Genomic DNA, 17,471 nt, shown 5'->3' on the forward strand with positions numbered 1-17,471 from the left:
AAATGAATTCATCTGTTGAGATAGTTATTCACAACTGAAATTTCAATTTTCCAAATATTTTGATCTGTTCGAGTTTGCGAACCCAATCCGCAAAATAATACTTTTCAATATTTTTCACGGCTCACGAATAATTTTTGGCACTCCTATCTATCGAGTGCCAGCGGGTCTATAAGAGGGGCAGCAGCCACTTATGGCGGCTTGAACTGGAAAAAATCATGCCCGCCAAGGAAATCAAATTCTCCACCGATGCCCGCGACCGCATGTTGCGCGGCGTCGAACTCCTCAACAACGCCGTCAAGGTGACGCTCGGTCCCAAGGGCCGCAACGTGATCATCGACAAGGCCTATGGCGCGCCGCGCGTCACCAAGGACGGTGTCACCGTCGCCAAGGAAATCGAACTCGCCGACAAGTTCGAGAACATGGGCGCGCAAATGGTGCGCGAAGTGGCCTCGAAGACCAACGATCTTGCCGGTGACGGCACCACCACAGCCACAGTGCTGGCCGCTTCGATCCTGCGCGAAGGCGCCAAGCTCGTAGCCGCCGGCATGAACCCGATGGACCTCAAGCGGGGCATCGACCAGGCGGTTGCGGCTGTGGTCAAGGAGATCCAGGCGCGGGCCAAGAAGGTCAAGTCCTCGGCCGAGATCGCGCAGGTCGGCACCATTGCCGCCAATGGCGACGACACCGTCGGCGCCATGATCGCCAAGGCGATGAACAAAGTCGGCAATGACGGCGTCATCACCGTTGAGGAAGCCAAGACAGCCGACACCGAGCTCGACGTTGTCGAGGGCATGCAGTTCGACCGCGGCTATCTCTCGCCCTATTTCGTCACCAACGCCGACAAGATGCGCGCCGAGCTGGAAGAGCCTTACGTCCTCATCCACGAAAAGAAGCTCGGCAATCTGCAAGCACTTTTGCCGATCCTGGAAGCGGTCGTGCAGAGCGGCAGGCCGCTACTGATCATCTCCGAGGACGTCGAGGGCGAGGCGCTGGCGACGCTGGTGGTCAACAAGCTGCGCGGCGGCCTCAAGGTCGCGGCCGTCAAGGCGCCAGGCTTCGGCGACCGCCGCAAGGCGATGCTGGAAGACATTGCCGTGCTCACCGCTGGCCAGATGATTTCGGAGGATCTCGGCATCAAGCTTGAGAACGTCACCATCGAGATGCTCGGCCGTGCCAAGCGCGTGCTGATCGACAAGGACACGACAACGATCGTCGACGGCGCCGGCAGCAAGGCCACCATCCAGGCGCGCATCGCCCAGATCAGGGGACAGATCGAGGAAACCATCTCCGACTACGACAAGGAAAAGCTGCAGGAGCGGCTGGCCAAGCTCGCCGGCGGCGTTGCGGTCATCCGCGTCGGCGGCGCCACCGAGTCGGAAGTCAAGGAAAAGAAGGACCGCATCGACGACGCGCTGAATGCCACGCGCGCCGCCGTCGAAGAAGGCATTGTTCCAGGCGGCGGCGTGGCGTTGCTGCGAGCCAGGTCGGCGCTGAACGGCCTGAACGGCGCCAATGCCGATATGACGGCAGGCATTTCGATCGTGCTCAGGGCGCTCGAGGCGCCGATCCGCCAGATCGCCGAGAATTCCGGCGTAGAGGGCTCGATCGTCGTCGGCAAGCTCTCCGACGGCAAGGACAACAATCAGGGTTTCGACGCGCAGAACGAGATCTATGTCGACATGATCAAGGCCGGCATCGTCGATCCGGCAAAGGTGGTGCGGACGGCACTTCAGGACGCCTGTTCGATCGCCGCCCTGTTGATCACCGCTGAAGCCATGATCACCGACATACCGGCCAAGGATGCAGCGCCTTCTCCCAGCGGCGGTGGCGTGGGCTACTAACCACTGCCGGAAACAGGTTCCGCATGCCGGCGCCGGCAAGCCGGGCGACTGATCCGAACACCAACAAAAAAGGAACTTGTTCCGTGGCCACACAAAGCAGCAAGCCATCTCTTGCGCGTCGATGGGAAGATTACCAGCCGAGCAAATCCGCGCTTTTCTGGGCATGTGCCGTGACCGCCGTCGCTACGATGACCATCGGTTTCAGCTGGGGCGGCTGGGTGACAGGCGGCACGTCGCGCTCGCTGGCGACAACCGCCGGCGATGTAGCACGCGGCGAGCTGGCCTCGGCCATCTGGGTCGATCGTTTCAACGCGGCGCCCGACGCCGCCGCCAAGCGTGTCGAGTTCAAGGCCCTGACCGACAGCTACAAGAAACGGCAGTTCATCGAGACAGGGGGCTGGGCGACCATGCCCGGCAAGACCTCTCCCGACTTAGGTGTCGAGAGCTGTGCGGTAGCCCTCGCCGCCTGAGCTTCTCGACATGTGCGAGCGAACGAACTCGGCCCAACTCTAAGGAGATCGACAAATGATTACGTTCGCACCGAAGCCAAATGCCGCGCCAGCGACCGAAGCAGCCGAGGAAAACCGCTTCGATCGCATCCGCCGTCTTGCCGCGGAAAAGCACCGGAAAGCCGATGCCGGCACCACATGCCAGGACGCGCAAAAGGCCAAGGATAAGCGCCCGATGTGACGGGCGCTTATCCAGTTACGAGACCGGCGCGGCGCCACCCTCCTCGGTGCGCTTTGCTATGAATTCGTCGAGCACGCCGACTGCAGCGGCGGCGGATTGCGGCGGCTGGAAATCGGCGAGAATTCTTTTCCAGATGCCGGTCGCGCGCTCCGTCGCCGTCTTCGAGCCGGCCTCCGTCCAGTTGCCGAAATTCGACCAGTCGGCGACCAGCGGCTCGTAGAAGGCGGTGCGGTAGCGCGCCATGGTGTGGGCGGCCGAGAAGAAGTGACCGCCCGGCTGCACTTCGGCGATGGCCTCGAAGCCGATGGCGTCGGCATCGCCGGGCGTCGTCGCGCAAAGCTCGGCGACCGTCTGCAACGCCTCGATGTCGGTGATCAGCTTTTCGTAGGAGACGCTCAGGCCGCCTTCCAGCCAGCCGGCCGAGTGGATGCAGACAGTGGCGCCGGCAAGCACCGAGCCCCACAGCGCGAACTGCGTCTCGTGCGCGGCCTGAACATCGGAAATGTTGGCCGCGCTGCCGCCGCCGGAGCGCCAGGGCAGGCCGGTGAAGCGGGCGAGTTGCCCTGCCCCCAGCGTCGCCTTGATGTGCTCCGGCGTGCCGAAGGCCGGCGCGCCGGACTTCATGTCGACATTGGACGAGAAGGAGCCGTAGACCACCGGGGAGCCTGCCCGCACGATCTGGGCGAGCGTCAGGCCGGCCAGCGCCTCGGCATGCTGCAGCGTCAGCGCGCCGGCGACCGTGATCGGCGCCATGGCGCCCGCCAGGCAGAAGGGCGTGATGATCGAGACCTGGCCTGCCCGGGCGAAGTCGATGATGCCTTGCGCCATCGGGATGTCGAGCTGGCGCGGCGAGTTGGTGTTGATGACGGTGTAGCAATAGGCGCCCGCCTGGAATTCGTCCTGCGACAGGCCGCGCGCCAGCCGGATCATCTCGAAACTGTCGTCGACCTGCGGCGTGCCGCGCGCGAAGACGAAGGGGAATTTGTCGGAAAGCGTCAGCTGCGCGCGGTTGACGGCGTAGTGGCGAAAGCGGTTGTCGATGTCCTGCGGCTCGATCGAAGGGCAAAGCATATGCAGCACATCGAAATGCTGGATGAGCTTGGTCAGTTCCTCGTAGGCGGCAAGGGAGCCCGGCCGCCGGCCGCGTTCGAGATCGGTGACATTGGGCGCGCCGGCCCCGGCCAGGAAGGTCATGGAGCCGAGTTCGAGCATCAGGTCGCGCTCTCGGGCGCCGGCCAGCGCCTGAATTGATTTCGGCGCCGTGGCAAGCGCGGCGGTGACGATGTCGCGGCCGAGGCGAACCATCTGGCTGTCCTCGTCGACCAGCGCACCCGCCCTGGCGTAGGTGGCGCGGGCCTCAGGCAGCAATACCTTGATGCCGAGTTCCTCCAGCACGCGCAGCGCCGTGTCGTGGATCGCCGCGACCTGGTCGTCGGACAGGACCGGCTGCGGCAGGAACGGGTTCTTCAGCGCGCGGTAGTTCGGATGGCGGCTGGATTCCGAGCCGGCCTCGCCGGTGCGGCCGCGCCGGCGTTCGCGCCTCAGGTCGCGTGCAATGTCTTCAACCATGGCATCTGCTCCTTATTACCGCATCGCCTTGCCGTCCGGGTCGTAGGGCGAAGTCGCAATGACGCGCGCCGGCCGTTCGACCCCGACAATGTGTACGGAAAGCTCGGTCCCCTCCCCGGCGAAATCGTCGTGCAACAACGCCAGGGCGACGCTCCTGCCGAGCGTGTAGCCATAGCCGCCGGAAGTCACGAAGCCGACGCGCCGCCCCTTGGACCAGACTGGCTCGAAGCCGCTGGCATCGGCATCGACAGCATCGACTTCCAGCGTCACGACACGGCGCGAGACACCCGCCTTGCGCTCCTTGAGCGCCGCTTCGCGGCCGATGAAATCGCCCTTGTCGAAGGCGATGAAGCGGTCGAGCCCGGTCTCGCCGGGCGTATAGCCCTGGGTGAATTCGCGCGACCAGATGCCGAAACTCTTTTCCAGCCTGAGCGAATTCAGCGCGTAGTAGCCGATCTCGGCGAGGCCGAGATCCTCGCCGGCGGCGAGCAGGGTTTCGCGCAAGGCCGAATGCAGCGTGGCCGGACAGTTGATCTCGAAGCCGAGCTCGCCGGCGATGGAGAGGCGGGCGACGCGGGCGCGCACCATGCCGACGTCGAATTCGCCGCAGGCCATGAACGGCAAGGTTTTGGCGGAGATGTCCTGATGCGTGGTGCGTTCCAGGATTTTCCTGGCGTTGGGTCCGGTGACGAGAAAGCCGGACACCGTGTCGGAGATGTCGGTGACGGTGACGCCTTCGGCCATATGCGCCTCGAACCAGCGCATATGGAATTCGCGCAGGTAATAGGAGCCCATGATCCAGTATTCGCCGCCGCCCCAGTTGAGCACGGTGAGATCGCCCTTCAGCCTGCCGTCAGACCCAAGCATCGGCGCCAGCTTCGCGCGCCCCGGCTGCGGCAATTTGCAGGCGAGAAGGCGGTCGAGCCAGGCCCCGGCGCCTGGGCCTGACACGGCGTAGCGCGAGAAGGCCGTGGTATCGACGAGGCCGGCGGCGCGGCGGACTTGCAGCACCTCGTCGCCGACGATGTCGAAGGCGTTGGAGCGCTTCAGCGTCGTTTGCTCGCGAAAGCCCATCGGCGCGAAATAGGCCGGGATTTCCAGGCCCCAGGACGCCGTCCACTCGGCACCGGCGGCGCTCATGCCGTCATAGGCGCCGGGCCGTTTCAGCGGCCGGCCGGCCGGCAGCCGCTCGTTGGGGAAGGTCATGACGAAGCGGCGGGCGTAGAACTGGCGTGTGGTTTGCCTGAGATATTCACGGTTGGCGGCAAAGGCGCCGTAGCGGGCGATGTCCATGCCGAAGATGTCGGCCTGCGGCTCGCCATAAATCATCCACTCGGCCAGCGACTTGCCGACGCCGCCGCCCTGGCTGAAACCTGCCATCACGCCGCAGGCGACCCAGTAGTTGTTGAGCCCCCTGACCGGACCGACCAGCGGATTGCCGTCCGGCGTGAAGGTGAAGGCGCCGTTGACCCATTTGCGGATGCCTGCCGTGGCAAGGCAGGGAAAGCGCTGATACGCCTTGGAAAGCTCCGGGCTGATGCGGTCGATGTCCTCCGGGATCAGCTCGATGCCGTAGTCCCAGGGCGCGCCGTCCATGTTCCAGTGTTTCGGGTTCTGCTCGTAGACGCCGAGCAGCACGCCCTTTCGCTCCTGTCTTAGATACGAGAAACCATCGAGGTCGACGGCGAGGCCGAGTTCCTTGTCGAGGGCGGCGACCTCGGGAATGTCCTCGGTGACGAAGTAATGGTGCTCCATCGGGGTCACCGGCAGGTCGACGCCGACCATCAGCCCGACCTGCTTGGCCCACAGGCCGCCGGCATTGACGACATGCTCGGCGACGATCGTGCCCTTCTCGGTGACGACATCCCAGCCGCCGTCGGCGCGCGGCTTCAATTCGACGACGCGGTTGCGCAGGATAATTTCGGCGCCGCGCTTCCTCGCGGCGCCCGCATAGGCCTGTGTCGTGCCATAAGGGTCGAGATGGCCTTCGTTGGAATCGTAGAGGCCGCCCAGCACATCGCTGACGTCGACGATCGGGCATATCCGCTTGATCTCTTCGGGCGTCACCAGGCGGGCCGTCTCGATGCCGACCGACTGGAACACCGCCCAGGCCGATTTCAGCCATTCCCAGCGCTGCGGATCGCTCGCCATGTTGACGCCGCCGGTCATGTGCAGGCCGGCATTCTGGCCGGACTCGGCCTCGATCTCGCGATAGAGTTTTATGGTGTAATCCTGCAGCGCCGCGACATTGGGATCGGCGTTGAGCGCGTGGAAGCCGGCGGCCGCGTGCCAGGTGGAGCCGGCTGTCAGCTCGGCTCGCTCGATGAGCGCAACATCGCTCCAGCCGAAGCGTGTGAGATGGTAAAGCACCGAGGCGCCGACCACGCCTCCTCCGATGACAACCGCGCGATAATGCGACTTCACGAGCCTCTCCCTCTCGTTGGAGCCTCTACGATACATAGTCTGGACATATGTGTCTAGACATATATGTCCAGACCTTGCGCGCGGCCCCTTGCCGTGCCACTTGTTCGGTCATGACCATGACCGCACCCCGGGATGAGCCGGCAGCCGGCAATATCAAGGTGACCCGCGCGGATTGGATCAACCTCGCGCTGCAAACGCTGATTTCCGACGGCATCGAGAGTGTGCGCGTGCTCGCGCTCGGACAGAAGCTCGGCGTGTCGCGCTCGAGCTTCTACTGGTATTTCGAAAGCCGGCAGGATCTGCTCGACCAGTTGCTGAAGCATTGGCATGAGACCAACACCAAGGCGATCGTCGAGCGCGCCCAGCGCCCGGCCGCAACCATCATCATGGGCGTGCTGAACGTGTTCGAATGCTGGGCCGACGAGCGCATGTTCGACCCGAGGCTCGATTTCGCCGTGCGCGAATGGGCACGCCGATCCGACGACGTGCGGCGCATGATCGACCAGGCCGACGACGATCGTCTCACGGCCATCCGCGACATGTACCGACGGCACGGCTATGACGTGGAGGACGCCTTCATCCGCGCCCGCGTTCTCTACTACATGCAGATCGGCTATTACGTGCTCGACCTCAAGGAGCCGGTCGAAGCGCGCGTTAGCCACCTCGCCGCCTATCTGCGCGCCTTCACCGGCCTGGAGCCGAGCGAGGCGGATGTGGCGCATTTCATGCGCTTCATCGCGGCAAGGTGATTGGGAAGCCGCTAGCTCAGCGTCGCTGCTATGCCCCGTAAAAGAAGTCCACCAGCACGGGCACGTGCGGGCCGGGCTTCAGCATGTGGTTCTGGCCAGCCAGCGTCAGGTAGCGGGCGTTCGGGAGGGTATCGGCCAGGGCCTTGTTGCCGTGACGCATCCAGGGCGGACTCCTGCCGCCGTCCGTCACCAATGTCGGCACCGTCATCGAGGCCCACCGGCCGGGGACCAGCGGCTTGCCGCGCTGATCGTCGGCCACGATGGCGCCATCGTAAGGCAGCGTATGCGCCACTGCCTTGAGCTTCGGCCAGATCGGCGTCAGCCGCATCAGGAAGACGAGCGGGCGAGGCATGCCGACCGACTTGAGGAATATGCGCAGCGCGTCGCCGCGACGCCCGGCGGCCACGGCCGTCCGGATGCCGGCCCAGTCGGCCTCGGTGGTCGGGCGGCTGCCATCGACGATCAGCGGCGCCTCATAGAGCGCGAGCTTCCTGACGCCCGGTAGACGTTTGGCGGCCATCAGCGCCAGCATGGCGCCTGACGAGGTGCCCCAGACGAAGGCCTCTCCGCCTGCCGCATCGAGCACAGCCTCGATGTCGTCCACTTCGCGCTCGAGAGCGTAAGGCACGGCATCTCCGCTCTCGCCGCGGCCGCGGCGGTCGTAGCTGAACACCGTGAAATGCGCTGCCAGCGCCGCGGCAAGCGGGCGGCTCGGACCCATGCCGCGGAAACAGAGCGCGCCATCGACGAGAATGAGCGGACGGCCTTTTCCCTGGCGTTCGTAGGCGATCGGCGTGCCGTCGGCCGAAATCGCCGTTTGCGTTCCCGGCACGTCGGCAGAGACAGCGCGGCCCGCCGCCGGCGTGTCACGGTCCCGCGGTGTTTGCACGGACTGCTGCATGGGGCACTCCACAATCGTTTCGATGGATCTTTGGTCAGACTGTCATTCACGCGGCGGTCCGGCTTCGTCTTGCGGCGTGGCGAGCAGGCTGATCTCGCGCTCCAGCCTGTCGAAGCTTTGCATCCAGCCGCCGCGCACACCCAGCGCCAGCAACCGCTCGCGGTCGGCGGCGCTTGCAAACATCACCTCGAAGCGGACGTGGGTTCTTGCACCGTCGGCTTTAAACGTGACCGTGTGGAGGCTTCGTCCCGGCGGGTTGCCGGCCCATTCCCGCAATTCAGGATCCGGTTCGTCGGTGTAGCTGAGCCGCCGGTTCGCGACCAAGTCGACATATTCGCCCTCATTGCGATAGAGCGCGCCGCTGGCGGTGCGCATATCGATGCGCCATCTGCCGCCGACCCGCACATCCAGCGCGCAATAAGGGATGGTGCAGTCCTTGATGCCCCACCATTTCGCGACAGACAGCGGATCGGTCCATAGCCTGAACACGCGCTCGACCGGCGCGGCGAATGTCCGCTCGATCGTGAAGCTGCGTTCGGGCTGGGAGGCAACAGGCTGCGTTGCGCTCATTTTCCCATCCCCTGGTCACGCCTCAGAAGATCCTCCATGCGATCGAACCGTTCTTCCCAGAGCCTGCGGTAGTCGGCGAGCCAGCCGTCAATGTCGCGCAACGGCTTGATCTCTATCCGGCTGAGCCGTTTCTGCGCCGCCCGGCTGCGGGTGACCAGGCCGGCCTGCTCCAGCACACCGACATGCTTGGAAACTGCCCGCACCGTGAGGGCAAAGGGCTGAGCCAACTCGGCGACGGACGCTTCCCCGTCGAGCAGACGGGCCAGGATCGCCCGGCGCGTCGGATCGGCAAGAGCGGCAAAAGTTTGATTGAGGGAAATAGTCATCTGGAACCGTTTAGTTCTGGAACTATCTAGTTCTATAATGGATCGCTCGCTGACGTCAACAGCCGACGTCCGGCATCGTGGGCGCGATATTTCAGAAGACGATGGAACGTGCCTGCGAAGGCGGGCCGCCCGGCCTCAGCGTTCAACAAAGCTTGGGTGTGGCTTCGCTGCCCTTGTGAGCGGTGCTAAAATGGTCGATTAGTCTGGCAGGGAGGGCGCCCCGGAACTGCCATCGGCGGTTTCGGGCGGAAGTGCCGGGGTGGAATTCTGGAATGGACAGTCCCTCTAAACCACGCAAGAGAAGAGGCCGGATCGCTTCGGCGCTGCTCGGTGTCGACGCGTGGCTCGATACCTCGCTCTACGAGATCGGTTTCAAGGCGCGCGAATTCTGGGAGGCGGCGACCATCTTTTCGCGCCGTTTCCGTGTGCATGGCTGGCGCCGCGTCATCATCGAAATGCTGAGCGAAGGCTTCACCATGGGCGCCGGCGGCTTCGTCGTGCTGCTCGCACTCGCCATGCCGGCCTTCGACATCACCACCGGCGACTGGCGCAACCAGGGCGACTTCGCCGTCACCTTCCTCGACCGCTACGGCAACGAGATCGGCCAGCGCGGCATCATCCAGCGCGATTCCGTGCCGGTCGACGAGATGCCCGACATCGTCATCAAGTCGGTGCTGGCGACCGAGGACCGGCGCTTCTTCGAGCATTACGGCATCGACATACTCGGCCTGTCGCGCGCGATCTTCGAAAACGTCCGCGCCAATTCGGTGGTGCAGGGCGGATCGAGCCTCACCCAGCAGCTCGCCAAGAACCTGTTCCTGTCCAACGAGCGCACCTTCGAGCGCAAGATCAAGGAAGCCTTCCTGTCGCTGTGGCTGGAAGCCAATCTCTCCAAGAAGGAGATCCTGCAGCTCTATCTCGACCGCGCCTATATGGGCGGCGGCACGTTCGGCATCGAGGCGGCGGCGGATTTCTATTTCGGCAAGAGCGTCAAGGATCTGAACCTGGCGGAGGCGGCGATGCTGGCCGGCCTGTTCAAGGCGCCGACCAAATACGCCCCGCATATCAACCTGCCCGCTGCCCGCGCGCGCGCCAATGTGGTGCTGTCAAATCTCGTCGACGCCGGCTTCATGACCGAAGGCCAAGTGCTGCAGGCGCGGCTGCACCCGGCCGACGTCGTCGACCGCGGCGAGCAGAAGAGCCCGGATTACTTCCTCGACTGGGCCTTCGACGAGGTCAAGAAGATCGCCAAGCCAGGCCAGCACTCGCTGGTCGCCCATACCACTTTCGATGCCAACATCCAGAAGGCGGCGGAGGAGTCGGTCGAGTTCCACCTTCGCCAGTTCGGCAAGGAATACAACGTCACCGAAGGCGCCGTCGTGGTGATCGAAACCAATGGCGCGGTGCGCGCCATCGTCGGCGGCCGCGACTATGGCGCCAGCCAGTTCAACCGCGCCACGAAGGCGCTGCGCCAGGCCGGCTCGTCGTTCAAGCCCTATGTCTACGCCACGGCGATGGAACATGGTTTCACGCCGAATTCGATCATTTCGGGCGGGCCGATCAGCTGGGGCAACTGGTCGCCGCACAATTACAACGGCGAATCCGCGGGCAAGCTGCCGCTGATCGTGGCGATGGCCAAATCGATCAACACGGTGCCGGTCAGGCTGGCGAAGGATTATCTCGGCATCGCGCCGATCAAGGCCATGGCGGAGTCGTTCGGCGTCGAGTCGCAGCTGGAAGCGCACAAGACCATGGTGCTCGGCACGTCGCTGATGACGGTGATGGACCAGGCGACGGGTTACAGCGTGTTCGCGCAGAACGGCTTTACCGGCAGCCGCCACGGCATAACGCAGCTCGTCACCCGCACCGGCGAAGTCGTCTATGACTGGACCAAGGACGCGCCGCCGCCGCATCGCGTGTTGTCCGAGCAGGCGCTGATATCGATGAACACGATGCTGACCGCCGTGCCGGTGATGGGCACGGCCAGGCGCGCCCAGATCCCCAACATCGTGGTTGCCGGCAAGACCGGCACGACACAGTCCTACCGTGATGCCTGGTTCGTCGGCTTCACCGGCAATTACACGGCCGCCGTCTGGCTCGGCAATGACGACTTCACGCCGACCAACAAAATGACCGGCGGTTCGCTGCCGGCGATGGTCTGGCAGCGGCTGATGGTCTACGCGCACCAGAACATCGACCTGAAGCCGATCCCCGGCATCGATCACCCGTTCGTCGATCCGGAGGTGGCGGCCAAGGCCGAGGAAGCGGCCAAGAAGGAAGCCGACGACGCTGCCGCTCAGGCCGAAGCAGAACGCCCGCCGGTGCTCTCCGCCAAGACCACCCAGATGCTGCGCGACATGACAAAGGTATTCGAGGCGGCGCCTGTGCTAAGCGCCCCGGCCTCGCCGGAGACGCTGTCGGCGCTTTAAGACGGCTCGCGCGTGAAGCCGGCTTGCCACAGCACCCCGCGCCGCGATATCCCGGGCTACCTCCTCTGTTTGCGGCTCTCATGCTCAAGAACGCCATCCTGACGCTGCTTTCGCTTGCCATGGCCATCGGGCTTGGCGGCTACAGCGTCTGGTATGCGCTCAATGCGCAGGACGGCGTCGGCGCGATCCGCATCGGCCGGTGGACCGCCTTCCCCGAAATGGGAACTTTGGCCGCCGATCCCTACTCCAAGGCCCGCGTGGCGCGCGAGGGCGTGCTGGCGCTCGGCCAGGCCGAGGGACTTGCCTTCGTCGCCGAGCGCGACGAGAGCGGCGAGCCCTTGAAGCGGGAATGCACCTATTCGATCGAAGGCGGCTATCCGACCGCCCGCTTCTGGACGCTCTATGCCGCCGACCAGTCGCTTGGCGTGATCGACACCGGCAAGACGCGACAGTCGGCGCTGCAGTCCTACGAGGTGCTGCGCCAGCCCGACAATTCCGTCGTCATCACCGTCGGCAACCGACCTGCCCCCGGCAACTGGCTGCTCACCGGCGGCTCGGGCAAGATGTATTTCGTGCTGACCTTCTACGACACGCCGATCGCCTCGAGCACAGGCCTCTCCGACGTGACACTGCCGCGCATATTGAAGGCGGGCTGCAATGCGTAGGCTGCTGCATGCCCTGATCCTCGGCCTGCTCGGCGCCGGCATCGTGCACATCGTGGTGCTGTTCCTGGTGCCGGAATTCTCCGAGCGCGATGCCTGGTCGCGGCTGGCGATGGCTTCCGACCTCTACAGGATGACGCGGCTGGACGCCGAGGCCGGCGGCGCGCCGGTGGTGAAATCGGTCGATCCGCTCTTCTATGCCGCGGCCTGCCGCTTCGACCTTGCCGACGGGCTGGTGCGGATCAAGGCGCCGGGCGATGTGCCGTTCTGGTCGGCCTCGGTCTATGACCGCAGCGGCCATAACATCTATTCCTTCAACGACCACAACGCCAATGGCGAGAAGCTCGATGCGGTGGTGCTGACGCCGGCGCAGATGATCGATGTGCGGCGCGACCTTCCGGAGGATCTGCAGGGCGCGATCTTCGTCGAGGCGCCGATCGAGGAAGGCATTTTCGTCGTCCGCGCCTTCGTGCCGGACGAGAGCTGGAAGCCGATCGTGTCACGCTTCCTCGAACAGAGCGCCTGCGAATTGCAAGATTATTAGAGCCGGGAACGATCAGGCCCGGCGACTTCGCCGTAGCCTTCCGTCCGGAAATTTACGTCCTATCAGTGATGCGGTGTCGAAGGTGGCGGCGAGCCAGGCTTGTCCGGACTGCCGGGCTGAGCCTCACCGGCCTGCGGACGCAATTCATAACGGACGCCGGGAAAAATGATGACCGCCGCCGCCGTAGTGGTGTCGTGACTTGCTCGATTTACAGGTGCCGCTCGCGGCACAAATGACAGGACCATGCCCATGGTTCGCGCATTCCCTCTCGGTTTGACCGGAGCACAACGCAACGCCTCCAATGTTGATTAAGGGGCTTAGAGGGTTAACGTAGCGCTAACGGATCGCGGCTAATTTGATGTTTGTTTTTCCTGGAGTTGCGAAACCGGCCCGGCCGGATTGCGCGGTTCGGGACTGTGTCGAGTGTCGGGCGTATCCTCCGTGTCATCTTCGGATTTCAGGCAAATCGCTATCCGGACCGAAGCGGGAAAAGCCGAGAGGCTGTTCCGCGCCGCCGTGTCGGCATTCTGCTCGCTGACGCGCCCCTCGCGGCGCGAGATCGCCCAACTCGAGGATCTGACGCTGCCGCTGTTCGACGAGGTCTCGGTCGAGTCGCGCCGCTATGTCGCCGCCGCGCTCTCCGAATGCGAATATGCGCCGACCGCGCTGGTCAGGCGGCTGGCCGAGGAGCCCGTCGAGGTCGCGGCCCCGCTGCTTACCCGTTCCAACGCGCTGAGCGACATCGACCTGATCGCGCTGATCGGCCGGCACGGACTGCCGCATGCGCGCGCCATCGCGCGCCGCAAGGAGCTCAACCCGACGATCGCCGACCTGATCCGCGCGCTCGAAAGACCGGCGCTGGTCAAGACGCGCCCGCCGGAAACGGTCACCAAGCTGGCGCCGAAACCGGAGCCCGCAACCGAAGCGGACGCTGCCAGTTCCGTCCCAGGCGAAGCCGCGGAGAACGCGCGGCGCCGCCTGCGTTCGATGATGCGCCCGGCCGACGACAGCGCCGACGTCAATGCCTTCCTCGGCCAGCCGGCTTATGTGAAGCTGCGCGAGACAGCGCTGACCGGTAATGCGGCCTTCTTCCAGACCGCCCTTGCCGACGCGTTGGAAATCGACTTCGCCACCGCCCGCTCCGTGACGGGGCAGTCAGGCTATGCCGCCTTGCTTGCGGCGCTGCGCGCGCTCGACCTCAGCGAAGACAGGGCCTTCCTGATCGCGGTGGCGGTCTATCCCGGCGAGTTCCCGCATCCGCAGGCGATCCGGCTCTTCCTCGACCGCTACCGGCTGCTGCACCGCGAGGCGGCGCTCGACAAGGTGCGCGCCTGGAAGACCGAGTCCCTTTCGCTGGCGATCCATGGCAATTCGTCCGACGCAGCCGGCGCCGAGCACCAGCCGTCGAACAGCGACCAGGCGAGCTCCAGCCTCAAGGCATCCTGACGCGGTTATTCCGCCTTCACGGAGAGAAGCTCTTCGACCGGAACGGTCCCTGCTTCGATTTCGACCACCCAGATGTCGGGATCGAATTTCTTCTCCCGCTCCAGCCGCGCATCGAAGGCCGAGCCATTGTCGCTGGCATCGAGCTTGGTGAAGAAGCGCTCGTCGGGCTTGGCCGAATCGTAGCTCGTCTGCGGCGCCGGCCCGTAGAGGGCCACCTCCCCCAAACGCCCGCGCGACAGCACGAAGACGGCGCCCGCCTCGGTGGCACCGCGCTTGACCACTGCGGCAAAGCCGCCGGCGCTGAAGACGCGGCGCAGGAGGGCCGAGACCCAGAGATCGGTGGTTACGCGCATGGGAAGGTTCCGGATGTCATGCGCGGTTCCTTACCGCAAGAATGAAGGAACCGAAACGATCGTTGCCGCCGCTCAGTTCGTCAATCCGATCTCGCGCATCTTGACGTAGACGGCCTCGTCCGGCTCGCCGGTCTCGGGCAGGCCGAACAATGCCTGAAATTCCTTGATCGCGGATTTGGTGCGGGCGCCGACCTTGCCGTCGAGCTGCATGTCGTTGTTGCCGAAGGCCTTCAGGCCGGCCTGAATCTTGACGATGCGGGCGTCGGGCGACTGCGTGGCGCCATCGGCCGGGGCCGAAACCGGAATCACCGGCGGTTTGGCAGCCGGGGCAACCGCGCTGTCAGCCGGCCGCGGCATCGGATGCGGAATGGCAGCCGTCGTCTGGCGCGCGCCAAGCTGGTCGAGCAGTGTGTTGTCAATTTCGCCCGATCCCGGCAGCCCGACTTTCAGCTGATAGGCCTGGATGGCCTTGCGCGTCGCCGGGCCGGTCAAACCGTCGACCGTGCCGTCGTAGAAGCTGAGATCCTTCAGAATGCCCTGCACCTGCTCGACGACCGGATCCGGCTTGGGCGCGGGCTGCGCCGGCGCCTGGCGCACGATGTTGATGGTGGTTTCCGGTTCGTTGGACAGGGTGTGGGGGAAGTTCTCGATGCTTCGGGTGGCGAAGAAAGCGCCGGTGTGCGGAAAGGGCTGATACCAGAGCGCGTTGGCCGAGACGTAGAACAGCGTCACCAGGAAGGCGGTCGAGCCGCCGACCAGAACCGGATTGCTTGCGATCATCTGGCCGACGGCAACCGCGCCCTCGGCAAGAACACCGCGCTCGGGCTCGACGACCTTAGGCCGTTTTGCGGAGCGAGCCATTTCTCTCCCCATCTCTATCCCCCTTCGGCTTCACCACCGGCATGGCCAGCACGCCGGAAGGCGCACCGGAATGCCGCTTCGGCCCATTCACCGGCAGGCCGATCGTCACCGTGGTGCCCTCGCCCGGCGCGCTCTCGATCGACATCGTGCCGTCGTGCAGCGCCACCAGGCCCTTGACCAGCGACAGGCCGAGCCCGGTTCCCTCGAAACGGCGCGTGTAGTCGTTCTGGATCTGCATGAACGGCTTGCCGAGATTGGCCATATCCTCCTCGGCGATGCCGATGCCGGTGTCGCTCACCCAGAAATGCAGCCGCGAGCCGACACGCTTGGCGCCGATCACGACGCTGCCGCCATCGGGCGTGAACTTCACGGCGTTCGACGCGAGATTGATCAGGATCTGCTGCACCGCGCGGCGGTCGGCATTGATCTCGCCCGCGTCCGGCGCGATCTGCGTGGCAAGCACGATGCTCTTGGCATCGGCCAGCGGCCGCATCATCGAACGGCACATGTCGACGGCCTCGACGAAGCGGAACGGCTCCAGCTCGGTCGCATAGGCGCCCGCCTCGATGCGCGAAACATCGAGGATCGAGGTGACGACGGACAAAAGATGCTGGCCGGACTCCCTGACCAGGCCGACATATTCCTTCTGGCGCGGATCCTTGAAGCCGCCGAACATCTCATGCAGCAGCATGTCGGAAAAGCCGATGATGGCATTGAGCGGCGTGCGCAGCTCATGGCTGACGACGGCCAGGAAGCGGCCCTTGGACACTTCGGCTGCCGCAGCGGCTTCCTTGGCTTCCACCAGTTCTTCGCGCAGCGCCGCGACAGCGTCGTTCTCGCGCAGGACCAGGGTGAACAGGTCGCGGTCGGCTTCACCGCGCATCAGCTCGAGGCTGAACGGACGGAAATTGTCGGCCGCGGCGGAACCCTCGCGCGGCAGGCGGATGCGCAGCTCCAGCCGGCGCTGCGGCGCATCCTCGCGCATGTCGGCCAAAGCGGTGAGATAGGCGACGCGGTCTGAAAGATGAACACGGTCGAACAGGCCGGTGCCGAGCAGGAGCTCCGGTGCCAGTTTCAGGATGGAACGCGCCTTGGCGGACGCGTCGAGCACTTCGCCCTGGCGCCCGACACGCAGCACGACGGCGTCGATGACGTCCTCGAGACGGTCCGCGACGGGCTCCGCCAGCCGCAAACTGGCGGGATTGGCAAAGGCGGCCGCGCGCGGCAACAGCGTCAGTGCCCAGGCGAGCGGCAGCAGCCAATGCCAGGTGGCGATTTCGCCAAGCGGCAGGACATGGCCGGCAACAGGCTGCAGCACGATGGCGGCAAGCGACGCCAGCGCGCCCGACAACGCGGCGCGCCGCGACCCCGAGACCCACCAGGTTTCGACCGGCAATGCGACGGCGAGCAGCGCGACCGGCGAGGCCAATCCGCCCGCCGCCGCGATGGCGCCGGCAAGGGCAAGCCCGCCCGACACGACCGCCATACGGCCGGCGAGCGCCATATGGCCGGTGGCCGCGACCAGAAGGGCTGCGAACCAGCACAGGCCGAAAGCGGCGAAGATGGCGGCCACGGTGACGGCAGCGCCGAGGCTCGAGGTGACAAGTGTAACCGCGGCACCGGCGGCGAGGAAGGGCGCGGCGAGCATGACGCCGATGAAGCGCCGCTGGCGCAGGCGTTCGGCTTCACCCGTCACGGTCGGATGAACCATGCGTTCGCAGCCGGCGGCGACCGCGCCGGGCAATTGAACGTATCTGGCTGAAATAGAACTCAACGCACGCGTACCCGGTGGTAAAAAACGCCCTGCCTGGCAGGTGACTCAATCAATGACTTGAAACTCGCATCCAGCGTTTAAGGAATGGATAAGGCTGACGGAGCCGGCGACCCGCCCCGAGGCAAATATTGTGATGCCGGCCCCGCAAAGCACGCCGAGTTGCCGCCATGGTAAACGGCGGGTTAGCCGCGAGGCCTGTGCCAAAACGGGCCGGAACCTGACCCGGCTAATCGCATTCAAAGAAAAAATCATTCAATAACAATATGATATATGGTTATCGTAAAGTTAATTCTGTCGATGAGATTCGACACAAGTCGACATAAAAACCAATC

At 64.8% G+C, this 17,471-nt stretch carries 16 protein-coding genes; 8 read left to right on the forward strand and 8 right to left on the reverse strand.

Features of this window, described 5'->3' with window-relative positions; all coding sequences use genetic code 11:
- Positions 1–215 precede the first annotated feature (215 nt).
- The 3 genes from groL to KVT37_RS19665 all read left to right on the forward strand — a co-directional run bounded on the left by groL (position 216) and on the right by KVT37_RS19665 (position 2,531).
- Positions 216–1,841: a chaperonin GroEL gene (gene groL, locus KVT37_RS19655; protein ID WP_217576078.1), complete on the forward strand. Its 1,626-nt coding sequence runs from the start codon at positions 216–218 to the stop codon at positions 1,839–1,841.
- 83 nt (positions 1,842–1,924) lie between these two features.
- Positions 1,925–2,311, forward strand: a complete 387-nt coding sequence (locus tag KVT37_RS19660; RefSeq protein ID WP_217576080.1) for a hypothetical protein — start codon at positions 1,925–1,927, stop codon at positions 2,309–2,311.
- A 55-nt stretch (positions 2,312–2,366) separates the two neighbouring features.
- Entirely contained in the window at positions 2,367–2,531 is a 165-nt protein-coding gene (locus tag KVT37_RS19665) for a hypothetical protein (RefSeq protein ID WP_217576082.1), read from the forward strand.
- Between the two features lie 15 nt (positions 2,532–2,546).
- Here KVT37_RS19665 and KVT37_RS19670 read toward each other — a convergent pair whose 3' ends face one another.
- Positions 2,547–4,100, reverse strand: coding sequence for a trimethylamine methyltransferase family protein (locus tag KVT37_RS19670; protein ID WP_217576084.1), 1,554 nt, complete (start codon positions 4,098–4,100; stop codon positions 2,547–2,549).
- A 15-nt stretch (positions 4,101–4,115) separates the two neighbouring features.
- The gene (locus KVT37_RS19675; RefSeq protein ID WP_217576086.1) at positions 4,116–6,524 is read right to left on the reverse strand and encodes an FAD-dependent oxidoreductase; all 2,409 of its coding nucleotides are present in this window, start codon (positions 6,522–6,524) and stop codon (positions 4,116–4,118) included.
- Positions 6,525–6,634: 110 nt separating this feature from the next.
- On the opposite strand from KVT37_RS19675, the gene KVT37_RS19680 reads away from it, so the two are divergent.
- Entirely contained in the window at positions 6,635–7,273 is a 639-nt protein-coding gene (locus tag KVT37_RS19680) for a TetR/AcrR family transcriptional regulator (protein WP_217576088.1), read from the forward strand.
- A 28-nt stretch (positions 7,274–7,301) separates the two neighbouring features.
- Here KVT37_RS19680 and KVT37_RS19685 read toward each other — a convergent pair whose 3' ends face one another.
- From KVT37_RS19685 to KVT37_RS19695, 3 genes are read right to left on the reverse strand one after another with little or no spacing between them, the layout of a single operon-like run.
- Positions 7,302–8,174 (reverse strand): alpha/beta fold hydrolase, encoded by an 873-nt coding sequence (locus tag KVT37_RS19685; RefSeq protein WP_217576090.1) that lies wholly within the window; start codon positions 8,172–8,174, stop codon positions 7,302–7,304.
- A 42-nt stretch (positions 8,175–8,216) separates the two neighbouring features.
- Positions 8,217–8,744: an SRPBCC domain-containing protein gene (locus tag KVT37_RS19690; protein WP_217576092.1), complete on the reverse strand. Its 528-nt coding sequence runs from the start codon at positions 8,742–8,744 to the stop codon at positions 8,217–8,219.
- The gene (locus KVT37_RS19695) at positions 8,741–9,070 is read right to left on the reverse strand and encodes a helix-turn-helix transcriptional regulator (RefSeq protein WP_217576094.1); all 330 of its coding nucleotides are present in this window, start codon (positions 9,068–9,070) and stop codon (positions 8,741–8,743) included. The genes KVT37_RS19690 and KVT37_RS19695 overlap by 4 nt, the downstream gene beginning before the upstream one ends.
- A 272-nt stretch (positions 9,071–9,342) precedes the next feature.
- Here KVT37_RS19695 and KVT37_RS19700 point away from each other — a divergent pair, with 272 nt between their 5' ends.
- The 4 genes from KVT37_RS19700 (at position 9,343) to KVT37_RS19715 (ending at position 14,151) form a co-directional block, all read left to right on the forward strand.
- A complete protein-coding gene (locus KVT37_RS19700; protein WP_217576096.1) occupies positions 9,343–11,499 on the forward strand; it encodes a transglycosylase domain-containing protein in 2,157 nt (718 codons plus the stop codon).
- 80 nt (positions 11,500–11,579) lie between these two features.
- The gene (locus tag KVT37_RS19705) at positions 11,580–12,164 is read left to right on the forward strand and encodes a DUF1214 domain-containing protein (protein WP_217576098.1); all 585 of its coding nucleotides are present in this window, start codon (positions 11,580–11,582) and stop codon (positions 12,162–12,164) included.
- Entirely contained in the window at positions 12,157–12,705 is a 549-nt protein-coding gene (locus KVT37_RS19710; RefSeq protein WP_217576100.1) for a DUF1254 domain-containing protein, read from the forward strand. Before KVT37_RS19705 ends, KVT37_RS19710 begins: the two co-directional genes overlap by 8 nt.
- A gap of 441 nt (positions 12,706–13,146) precedes the next feature.
- Positions 13,147–14,151, forward strand: coding sequence for a DUF2336 domain-containing protein (locus KVT37_RS19715; RefSeq protein ID WP_217576102.1), 1,005 nt, complete (start codon positions 13,147–13,149; stop codon positions 14,149–14,151).
- Positions 14,152–14,156: 5 nt separating this feature from the next.
- On the opposite strand, the gene KVT37_RS19720 is transcribed toward KVT37_RS19715, so the two are convergent.
- The 3 genes from KVT37_RS19720 to KVT37_RS19730 all read right to left on the reverse strand — a co-directional run bounded on the left by KVT37_RS19720 (position 14,157) and on the right by KVT37_RS19730 (position 17,076).
- The gene (locus KVT37_RS19720) at positions 14,157–14,504 is read right to left on the reverse strand and encodes a DUF1491 family protein (protein WP_217576104.1); all 348 of its coding nucleotides are present in this window, start codon (positions 14,502–14,504) and stop codon (positions 14,157–14,159) included.
- A 72-nt stretch (positions 14,505–14,576) separates the two neighbouring features.
- Positions 14,577–15,365, reverse strand: a complete 789-nt coding sequence (locus KVT37_RS19725) for a peptidoglycan-binding protein (protein ID WP_217576106.1) — start codon at positions 15,363–15,365, stop codon at positions 14,577–14,579.
- The gene (locus KVT37_RS19730) at positions 15,340–17,076 is read right to left on the reverse strand and encodes a HAMP domain-containing sensor histidine kinase (RefSeq protein WP_217576108.1); all 1,737 of its coding nucleotides are present in this window, start codon (positions 17,074–17,076) and stop codon (positions 15,340–15,342) included. The genes KVT37_RS19725 and KVT37_RS19730 overlap by 26 nt, the downstream gene beginning before the upstream one ends.
- Positions 17,077–17,471: the final 395 nt, after the last annotated feature.

Source organism: Mesorhizobium sp. GbtcB19, assembly GCF_019091085.1.
GTDB lineage: Bacteria > Pseudomonadota > Alphaproteobacteria > Rhizobiales > Rhizobiaceae > Mesorhizobium.

Bases quoted from the DNA above. Each gene is read 5' to 3' on its own strand.
- groL (WP_217576078.1), top strand. From the start codon at position 216: ATGCCCGCCAAGGAAATCAAATTCTCCACCGATGCCCGCGACCGCATG.
- KVT37_RS19710 (WP_217576100.1), top strand. From the start codon at position 12,157: ATGCGTAGGCTGCTGCATGCCCTGATCCTCGGCCTGCTCGGCGCCGGC.
- KVT37_RS19730 (WP_217576108.1), bottom strand. From the start codon at position 17,076: ATGGTTCATCCGACCGTGACGGGTGAAGCCGAACGCCTGCGCCAGCGG.
- KVT37_RS19680 (WP_217576088.1), top strand. From the start codon at position 6,635: ATGACCATGACCGCACCCCGGGATGAGCCGGCAGCCGGCAATATCAAG.
- KVT37_RS19700 (WP_217576096.1), top strand. From the start codon at position 9,343: ATGGACAGTCCCTCTAAACCACGCAAGAGAAGAGGCCGGATCGCTTCG.
- KVT37_RS19695 (WP_217576094.1), bottom strand. From the start codon at position 9,070: ATGACTATTTCCCTCAATCAAACTTTTGCCGCTCTTGCCGATCCGACG.
- KVT37_RS19665 (WP_217576082.1), top strand. From the start codon at position 2,367: ATGATTACGTTCGCACCGAAGCCAAATGCCGCGCCAGCGACCGAAGCA.
- KVT37_RS19705 (WP_217576098.1), top strand. From the start codon at position 11,580: ATGCTCAAGAACGCCATCCTGACGCTGCTTTCGCTTGCCATGGCCATC.
- KVT37_RS19690 (WP_217576092.1), bottom strand. From the start codon at position 8,744: ATGAGCGCAACGCAGCCTGTTGCCTCCCAGCCCGAACGCAGCTTCACG.
- KVT37_RS19670 (WP_217576084.1), bottom strand. From the start codon at position 4,100: ATGGTTGAAGACATTGCACGCGACCTGAGGCGCGAACGCCGGCGCGGC.
- KVT37_RS19725 (WP_217576106.1), bottom strand. From the start codon at position 15,365: ATGGCTCGCTCCGCAAAACGGCCTAAGGTCGTCGAGCCCGAGCGCGGT.
- KVT37_RS19685 (WP_217576090.1), bottom strand. From the start codon at position 8,174: ATGCAGCAGTCCGTGCAAACACCGCGGGACCGTGACACGCCGGCGGCG.
- KVT37_RS19720 (WP_217576104.1), bottom strand. From the start codon at position 14,504: ATGCGCGTAACCACCGATCTCTGGGTCTCGGCCCTCCTGCGCCGCGTC.